10 protein-coding genes are annotated in these 8,313 nt (G+C 37.3%); 1 reads left to right on the top strand and 9 read right to left on the bottom strand.

The features are described from left to right. From E1I69_RS02345 to E1I69_RS02310, 8 genes are all read right to left on the bottom strand, one after another. Positions 1-526, bottom strand: a 526-nt coding sequence (locus E1I69_RS02345) for a transposase (protein ID WP_136378024.1), incomplete at its 3' end; no start/stop codon positions are given. Between the two features lie 332 nt (positions 527-858). Next, on the bottom strand, positions 859-1,539 hold the full coding sequence (locus tag E1I69_RS02340) for a class I SAM-dependent methyltransferase (protein WP_136378023.1): 681 nt from the start codon (positions 1,537-1,539) through the stop codon (positions 859-861). A gap of 70 nt (positions 1,540-1,609) precedes the next feature. Next, positions 1,610-2,671 (bottom strand): SDR family oxidoreductase, encoded by a 1,062-nt coding sequence (locus E1I69_RS02335; RefSeq protein WP_136378022.1) that lies wholly within the window; start codon positions 2,669-2,671, stop codon positions 1,610-1,612. Between the two features lie 49 nt (positions 2,672-2,720). Next, complete coding sequence (locus E1I69_RS02330; protein ID WP_136378021.1) at positions 2,721-3,083, bottom strand: SCP2 sterol-binding domain-containing protein; 363 nt, start codon at positions 3,081-3,083, stop codon at positions 2,721-2,723. Positions 3,084-3,151: 68 nt separating this feature from the next. Continuing rightward, positions 3,152-3,763, bottom strand: a complete 612-nt coding sequence (locus tag E1I69_RS02325; RefSeq protein ID WP_136378020.1) for a TetR/AcrR family transcriptional regulator — start codon at positions 3,761-3,763, stop codon at positions 3,152-3,154. Positions 3,764-3,885: 122 nt separating this feature from the next. After that, positions 3,886-6,066, bottom strand: a complete 2,181-nt coding sequence (locus tag E1I69_RS02320; RefSeq protein ID WP_136378019.1) for a DNA topoisomerase III — start codon at positions 6,064-6,066, stop codon at positions 3,886-3,888. Positions 6,067-6,189: 123 nt separating this feature from the next. Next, on the bottom strand, positions 6,190-6,471 hold the full coding sequence (locus E1I69_RS02315; RefSeq protein WP_136378018.1) for a hypothetical protein: 282 nt from the start codon (positions 6,469-6,471) through the stop codon (positions 6,190-6,192). 15 nt (positions 6,472-6,486) lie between these two features. Beyond that, positions 6,487-7,437: an HD-GYP domain-containing protein gene (locus tag E1I69_RS02310; protein ID WP_136378017.1), complete on the bottom strand. Its 951-nt coding sequence runs from the start codon at positions 7,435-7,437 to the stop codon at positions 6,487-6,489. A gap of 303 nt (positions 7,438-7,740) precedes the next feature. Here E1I69_RS02310 and cspD point away from each other — a divergent pair, with 303 nt between their 5' ends. After that, positions 7,741-7,941 carry a cold-shock protein CspD gene (gene cspD, locus E1I69_RS02305; RefSeq protein WP_010283969.1) on the top strand — a complete coding sequence of 67 codons (201 nt, stop codon included), beginning with the start codon at positions 7,741-7,743 and terminating at the stop codon, positions 7,939-7,941. A 93-nt stretch (positions 7,942-8,034) separates the two neighbouring features. On the opposite strand, the gene E1I69_RS02300 is transcribed toward cspD, so the two are convergent. Further along, complete coding sequence (locus tag E1I69_RS02300; protein ID WP_136378016.1) at positions 8,035-8,211, bottom strand: zinc-finger domain-containing protein; 177 nt, start codon at positions 8,209-8,211, stop codon at positions 8,035-8,037. Between the last annotated feature and the right edge of the window lie 102 nt (positions 8,212-8,313).

The following is an 8,313-nucleotide window of genomic DNA, read 5'->3' as shown; positions in this document are numbered from 1 at the left end:
TCTCTTCAATTAACTTGTGAATCATAGTTTCGAAGAGTTCATCCATAAAGTCTTTCATGCGTCCCCCACGGAACTCATTGATTGTACGGAAATCTGGTTGTTGCATTGCTGATAACCACATGGCGGGGATACTTTCAGTTGTTAATTTCTCGATTCCACGGCACGAATATACTTTTTGGGAGTAACCATAAAGAATGACTTTAAGCATCATTTTGGGATGGTAACTACTTCTGCCACCACCTACATAGTACGAAAATAGATTCTCATCAGGAATAGCTTCAACCATTTCGTCTACTACACGGGCTTCGTGATGTTCTGGAATAAGAGATTCGATATCATAAATCATTTGAATTTGTCGATTATCGTAGGGTTTGAATGTAGGTGCTAATTGTCTTGGATTAGGTTCTTTTTGCTTTTCAATTTCTTGCTTATCTACTTTTTGAACTTCTAATTTTTCCTCCTCGTACTCTGGAAAAAAGGAAGGTTGCATGTTATAATTTTCATTAGTAATCAGTTGATTGCTCATTAAAAATCATCCTTTCTGGAATGTTGTGTGGTAACTTCATTTTACTAAAAAGGATGATTTTTTTGTGCGTTTTTTTAAAAAATTTTGGTGTAAAGACTACTGAATCTTGTAACCTTGTTGATTGGAGCGGAAGGTACGAGACTCCTGCGGGCAAAGCGTGGCCAGGGGAGACCCCGCAGGAGCTTGCGACGAGGAGGCTCCGGGACCGCCCGCGGAAAGCGAGTACCTGCAGCGGAAATCAACAACCTAGTTTTAGTTGACCCAATAAATATAAAAAATGAGGGGCTGTCCTCAAAAGTCACTTTTCAATGACTTTTTGGACAGCCCCTTTCTTAATTCCTCTTTAAAATAAACACCCACATAAATGATAAGGCTTGTTTTAGTTCCTTAGGAAACCCCTTTATCTTCTCTTTGTTTACAGCATCTTTATAAACCGGTTGGCCATCGACAACCGTCCAGCCATTTTCCGAAACCAATTGCTCAAATTCCCATGGCATCATCGTGTTTTGAATGACTTTTTTACCATACAAGCGTGAATACGAATTTTGTCGTGGTCCTGCGGTTGGGCCCAACAGTCCTGCACAAAAGATACCACCTGGTTTTGTCACTCGCTTTATTTCATTGATCGCCTGTAGCGGATCCTCCGTCCACTCAAGAGAGTTAATTGCCATTACCCCTGAAAAGGTTTCATCCTCAAAAGAAAGTGCACTTAAATCACCCTGTACAAATGAAAGACCTTTAGACGTGCTTCGTTTATTTGCTTTTTCAATCATTTCAGCTGAAATGTCTGCACCAACCACCTGATAGCCGCGTTCAGCTAGTAAAAATGAGCCATAGCCGTCACCACAACCTGCATCTAAAATAAAAGCGTTGGTATCCAGGAATTGTATGAAAAACGGGATAATCGTGGACCGGCTCCCCGAATTCCACATCGCTTGGCTTTGTTTACTCCAAAAATCCGCCCGACCATCCCATTGCTTTTCTGCTTCTTCATGCCATTTAAAATCAGTCATCCTATCCGCCCTCCTCACACTCCTCATCATTATAGCAAAGGAAAACAATGAGACACCAGCCTCATTGTGATTACGTAATATGTATCTTTTTATCTTGATCAAGACGATGTTGCTTATAATACGTTACGATGTTTCCTACATAATCTTTGAAATCAGGGCAAGTCAATCCACCTTTTTCAAGAACTTTTTTCGCTCCACTTGCGTCATACTGCGTTGGACATCTAAAATATTCGACCGCTTCCTTCTCTACCCCAAAGAATTTCCTCATAAAAGACAATGAGAGACCAAGCTCCACTAGTCTTGGAGAAATCGTCCAGGTTGGCTTTTTGCCAAGTAATTCCTCACAAATCATACGGTATAAATCTCGTGCTTGATGTGGGTTCGGATCTGTCAGATGAAAGGTTTTCCTTACTGCTTCTTCTGCATCTGATAAATAAACCGTAGCATTAATCAGGTAGTCATACGGTACAACATTAAATAAGACATCTCCCTTTCCCAAGTAAGGAATTGGCATAAGGCGGATCCGGTCTAAAATCCGCATGATAAAATAAGGTCCATCGAATTTCGACGTTTCACCAGTTTCGGAGTTTCCTACAGTAATTCCCGGGCGAATAATGGTAAACGGAACATCCTCAAGCTCCTGAACAATTATCTCTGCCTTGTATTTTGTTTCTTCATAATGATTTTTAAATTTCTGTCCCATTTGAAGTTCAGTTTCTCTAATCAACCCTGTACGGTCTCCCGATACATATGCCGTACTAAAATATACATATTTTTCCAAATGGTGTAATGATTGTACGAACTGATTGATATTTTTAGTCCCCTCGACATTTACTTTTTCAGCAATCGGTTGTGGTACTGCCAAATCATATATAGCAGCTAGATGAAAGACATGGGTTACTTTTTCACGAAGTAGAACTCTATCACCCTCTGAAAAACCAAGTGTTTCTTCGGTGATATCCCCTATTTTCACTTCTACATTATCTAAATCTTTGATTCTATCATTGGCATGTTCAAATTGGCTTGGATGAACTAGCAATACAAAATGAGCATTTTCGTATTTTTGCTTCAATGCATGTAGCAGTCTTGTCGCTAAAAAGCCCGGAAATCCTGTCATTAAAATATGCTTCATATTTTCACTCCTTTCGAAAAAAGCCTATAGCAGCACTAAAGTGAATTACTTATAATTGTTCTTTAAGATTATATTCGCGTAAAAGCCCTTCTAACTTAATAGCTTTGCCAAGATCTCCTTTTATTTTTAATTTCCCTGTCATGAATGCAGAAGTCCCATTTAGCTTTCCTACTAAAAATTTTCTAAAGTTTTCGAGCGACAAAATTAGGGTACAATTAGCACCTTCCACGCCTTCAGACACTTTTGCTTTACCATCTGCTAAATAAAGCTGGAATGTCCCTTCTTCATCCCCTGTAATCTTGAATTGATAAATTACATTCACACCTTCAATCGGGCTGGGGTTTTGGTTTATGACCCTTTCAATTTGTTGCATTAATTCTGGTAACTTATAATTGACTATTTCATTTACCACGCTAAAAACCTCCTCTAAAATACGATTTGGAAAACGAGTACGCATTCGTATCCTCTACTCAAAAAAGCTTATTCCTGCATTCCCAAATGGACGAATGCAGAAATAACAATGCGGTTAAGCAAACGAGAAATTTCTTCAAAATGAAGTTCCTCTTCTTTCGTTTCAAAAAAGAACTTCATAATAACTTCATTAATCGCCCCAACCATTGCCTGGGCAACAATTCTCATTTCTTTTTGTGAAACAGTTTCTGGGAGCTCTGTTTCTACAGTCTGTAGAATGATATTCGCAAATACTTGATGTGACCGTTGCCTGACTAGTTCAACATTTCGAGACACACCGACTGATTCAACGAGTAAAATTTGAGCAACATTTTTGTTTTCAAAGCAAATTTGGATATACCGATTAATCCCAGCAAATGCCTTGTATGTCATTCTTTCTTCCTGTAAAATTGCACGCTTTACTTCCTCGGTTATTTCATCGCCAAGTTGTTCAAACAACGCAACCATTAAATCTTCTTTACTTTTAAAATGCTGATAGAAGGTTGTCTTTGAAACTCTCGCCATTTCCACAATTTCAAGCACAGATGTTTTTTGGTATCCCACTTCGGTAAAAAGTATTAGTCCAGCAAATAAAAGTTTATCTCTTGCCTCAATGGGCATGTCTGTAACAAATAACAACATTTATCCATCCATTCTTGTACGTGTACGTATCAGTATTTCTCTTTTATTTTATTAGTTCGCATGAAAAATTTCAAGAAAATTAAAAAATATTCAGTCGACATTAAAACATCGACTGAATATCCTTAGTTCCCGGTTGGCACTTTTGCCGGAAACTCAAATTCTATTTTCTGAGTTTGGTCATTCCACTTCAAGTATGCATCAAAGGTTTTACTGTCTTTTTTAAAGCCTTTAATGAGATTTGTTTTGTTCCCTGAAAGAAGCTTCCCAGCATTTGTGTTCGAAATCGTTTTTCCTAAAATCTTCCCTGAAATGGTGAATTGGCAGCCATTTGTTTTATAGTTTGCACAGCCATAAAACTTGCCTTTATTAATCACATTACCGCCACATTTTTTACAGGTTCCTACCACTGTTCCGATTTCTTTTTTCTTATACTTGCTTGTTTGAGAACTCACATTTTCCACGTTCACATTTGAAAAATCCCATGCTCCACTTTGTTCTTTTGCATCGTCAATAATTTTTTGAGAAAGCTTTTTTGTCTGTAGCATAAAAGATGCTGGTGATGCTTGTCCTTGTCCAATTTCATATAGACGCTGTTCCCATTTCGCAGTCATTTCAGGAGAGGCAAGAATTTTATCTCCAATCACATCAATTAAAAGAATGCCTTTTTCCGTTGCAAATACTTGGTTCTTCTCAACCTTTATGTAGTTCCGGTCTTTAAGCATTGTGATAATGCCGGCACGTGTTGCTTCTGTCCCGAGCCCCTCCGTTTTGGCTAAAATCTTCTCTAATTCATCATTGTCAATATGCTTACCAGCCGTTTTCATTAATGTAATAAGCTGCCCTTCAGTATATCGCTTTGGAGGTTGAGTTTTTCCCTCTTTTGTGTAGCTTTTTTCAACCACCCCAGATTCACCTTTTTCAAGTGGAGGAAGAATGACATCTTTGTCCTTTCCATCTTCTTGAAAAAGGACTTTTCTCCACCCTTCCTGGACCATCACCTTACCCTTTGTGATGAATTCAGCACGCTTGTCCACCAACGTTTTAACAGTCGTGTAGTTAAAAATGGCTGGCTGATAATGAGCAGCAATTAATCGTTTTACAATGAGGTCATAAATTTTCTTCTCATCACCTGATAGTTTATTAGGATCTGGGACCTGCTCCGTTGGAATAATGGCATAGTGATCTGTTACCTTCTTCTCATTCACATAGCGAAAATTATTAAAAATAGATGTGATTGGAGTTGGAAAATAAGCTTGATAGTCTTCCAGTTTTTGAAGCTTTGAAAAGATATCAGGAATGGTTTGAGCCTCTCCTTTTGTAATATAGCTCGAATCGGAACGCGGATACGAAATCATTCCTTTTGTATAAAGGCTTTGTGCCACATCTAACGTTTTCTTCGGCGAAAATTTAAAAGCCTTGTTTGCCGTTGCTTGAAGACTCGACAAATTAAATAATAAAGGTGGTTGATATTCCTTCCTTTCGATTTCCACTTCCGCTATTTCAGCAGGCTTATTGCTACAAAATGCCGCGATTTTCTCTGCCATTTCCTTTGAAGAAACGCGTGACTCGTTATCCTTCATCCATTTTCCTTCATATTGTTTACCATCAATTTGAAAGTTCGCAAAAACCTCCCAAAAGGGTTCTGATTTAAAGTTTGCGATTTCTTTTTCCCGTTTTACAATTAATGCCAATGTCGGTGTTTGAACTCTTCCTGCAGAAAATACGTCAGAAATTCCTTTTTGCTTTAACAATAAAGTATAGACTCTTGAAGCATTCATGCCGACAATCCAATCAGCGCATGCACGGGTCTTTGCTTCATAATAGAGATTTCTTGTGTCTTGCTCTAACATGAGATTTTGAAACCCTTCCTTCACGGCCTTTTCCGTTAAGGAAGAAATCCATAAACGCTTCAATGGCTTTGTCACCTTAGCCATCTCAATAATATTTCGTATAATCAATTCCCCTTCTCGACCAGCATCACCCGCATGAATGATTTCTGTTACTTCTGGTTTGTGAAGAAGATTTTTGATTATCGTAAATTGCTTTGATTTTGATTTCATGACCCGATATACGAATTGGTCTGGAATGATAGGGAGAGTTTCAATGCGCCAGCTTTTCCATGCAGGATTATAATCTTCTGGGGGTAACAACTCACAAATATGGCCTACTGCCCATGTAAAATAAGCCCCATTTGGAAATAGTGGATTGGATGCAACCTCAATAAACCCTTGAGATTTCTTACTCCTAAAGGGAGCAGCAAGCTTCATCGCTTGATCTGGTTTTTCCGCGATTAACACTTTCATAATTATCCTCTTTTCAATCGTACTAATTATTTAATTGTATCAAAATTCAAATGTATAGTGGAATAAAGTTTTTGTGGGAGAATATGGAGCTAGCATGTAGAACGTAATGGGCTAAAAAACCATTCATGATGGTTTTTTAGCTTCTCTTCTCTGTAGATACACTTGTGTTTGTTCAACGAGATGATGGATGGATATAACCGTTAATTCCCCTTGCTGTACAGTTCCTACAGCCAAGCGGCCTTGATCATCCTCCACAATAAACGAGGTTCCTTGGTCAGCATCCAAGATTTTATCACGAATGGAAATGATTTTATTATACAAATCATCCTTATTAAGATTGATATTTTTTGTTTGTGAGACAAACCGGATAATGAGTTCTTTACCATTATAATTGTATCTGAACATATGAATAACCTCCATCTAATCTGCTAAAACGCGTTCAATTTGAATTGATTTTTGTACAGATAAATCGATTATTGTTTCGGATACCTCAACTAATGGATTTAATAAATCATATGGATTAATGTACTTTATTTTTCCTATTTGACCATCTGTTAGCAATACATGATGACCAATTAATGCATTCATAATTTGCTGCAAGAATGGGACTAAAATGGTCGGATCAAGCTTTCCAAACATATCGTCATTCATTTGCTTAATGACCTGATAGAATGGTGTTGCATCATGATAGACCCGATTTGATGACATAGCATGAAAGACATCTGCTACTGCCACAATTTTAGATAAATAACTGATTTTGGAACCCTTTAAGCCGAAAGGATATCCTTTCCCATCCTCCCTTTCATGGTGCTGGAGGGCAACTAGGCTTATTTCATGGCTAATTCCATCCGTGTTTTTTAAAATTTCATAGCCATACATCGTATGTTTCTTCACAATTTCATATTCAGCTTTCGTTAATTTACCAGGTTTATTTAAGATTTTAGCGGGGATTTTGGTTTTACCAATGTCATGCAAGGTTGCTGCGATGGTGAGTGCTGATAAATCCTTATCAGGCAATGAAAGCCATTTACCAATCAATGTCGCAATGACACCTACTCCGATATTATGTCGATATGTATAATCATCTGCAGATTGAAGCTGGTAAAACAAATAAAAAAATTGTGGAATTTCGGAAGCGGTTTGGATAATTGGGATAACCGTTTGTTTAATCTCGTCTAGCGGCAGCTTTGTATGCTTTTTAACAAAATAAAAAATATCTTCAACCTGGTCAATTGCTTTCTCTAGCTTTCCGGTAATGATCGATACGGGTTTATTTGGTAATCCACTATTGTAATCGCTGTCAATTAAATTGATAATACTATCAAATTCTGCAGGATGAATAACAGTGATTTTTGTTTGATCGTTCTTCATTTTGTACGACTCCCCAATAAAGACTGTTTCTATTATTATATCAAAAAGTGGAAATACCACAATAATTATTTGAAAATACAAAAATATTAAGTAATTTTCGTAAGCGGATACTTATTTAACACAAATTTTTTCCAATAATGCGTAAAAAACCCTCTATTCCCTTGACTTAACACGATTTTGGTTGTATATTATAAGCATCATTTAGCTAGAAGTTTAGTATTTTTAAGATACATAAATGGGCGGCTATCTGAAAAAAATTTTTACGTTGCACGGTTGTGCCGAAGGTTTAGGAGGAAAAGCATAATGCAAAACGGTAAAGTAAAATGGTTTAACAACGAAAAAGGATTTGGCTTCATCGAAGTTGAAGGTGGAGACGATGTTTTCGTACACTTCACAGCTATCCAAGGTGAAGGTTACAAATCTTTAGAAGAAGGTCAAGAAGTTTCATTTGAAGTAGTTGAAGGTAATCGTGGACCTCAAGCTGCTAACGTTGTAAAGCTATAATTCTATTCTTACATTTTATCTTAAGAATGTGAAACCAAGGCTGATATTTATCAGCCTTTTTTGGGGCTCTTTATGTGAAAGAGCCCTACTTAATTATGACAATTTTTCTCCATATTCCTTCAGTTTTTGACCCACTGTACAATTTTTAATACAAAAATTTTGCGCATACCGTTTTCCATATTCCTTCCGAAAATATTCTCTTACGAAACAATCTTGGCAATATGTGTCAAGCATTTCACCAACTTCCAGAATAAGTTCCTTCCGGTTCATTTACATTCAACTCCTACTTTAATCAGTTTCACGTATCTTCATAGGTATAGTCATCATTACCCATCAGTTTTTTACTTATTTTAAGAGTATGATGGGTAGGCT

This window comes from Bacillus timonensis (assembly GCF_004799755.1).
GTDB classification, from domain to species: Bacteria; Bacillota; Bacilli; order Bacillales; family Bacillaceae_L; genus Ferdinandcohnia; species Ferdinandcohnia timonensis_A.
Note: the sequence above shows the minus strand (reverse complement) of the source record. Positions and strands in the feature narration are given on the sequence as shown.

Coding starts and splice junctions, on each gene's coding strand:
- E1I69_RS02315 (WP_136378018.1), bottom strand. CDS start 6,471: ATGTTCAGATACAATTATAATGGTAAAGAACTCATTATCCGGTTTGTC.
- E1I69_RS02335 (WP_136378022.1), bottom strand. CDS start 2,671: ATGAAGCATATTTTAATGACAGGATTTCCGGGCTTTTTAGCGACAAGA.
- E1I69_RS02300 (WP_136378016.1), bottom strand. CDS start 8,211: ATGAACCGGAAGGAACTTATTCTGGAAGTTGGTGAAATGCTTGACACA.
- E1I69_RS02340 (WP_136378023.1), bottom strand. CDS start 1,539: ATGACTGATTTTAAATGGCATGAAGAAGCAGAAAAGCAATGGGATGGT.
- E1I69_RS02325 (WP_136378020.1), bottom strand. CDS start 3,763: ATGTTGTTATTTGTTACAGACATGCCCATTGAGGCAAGAGATAAACTT.
- E1I69_RS02320 (WP_136378019.1), bottom strand. CDS start 6,066: ATGAAAGTGTTAATCGCGGAAAAACCAGATCAAGCGATGAAGCTTGCT.
- E1I69_RS02310 (WP_136378017.1), bottom strand. CDS start 7,437: ATGAAGAACGATCAAACAAAAATCACTGTTATTCATCCTGCAGAATTT.
- cspD (WP_010283969.1), top strand. CDS start 7,741: ATGCAAAACGGTAAAGTAAAATGGTTTAACAACGAAAAAGGATTTGGC.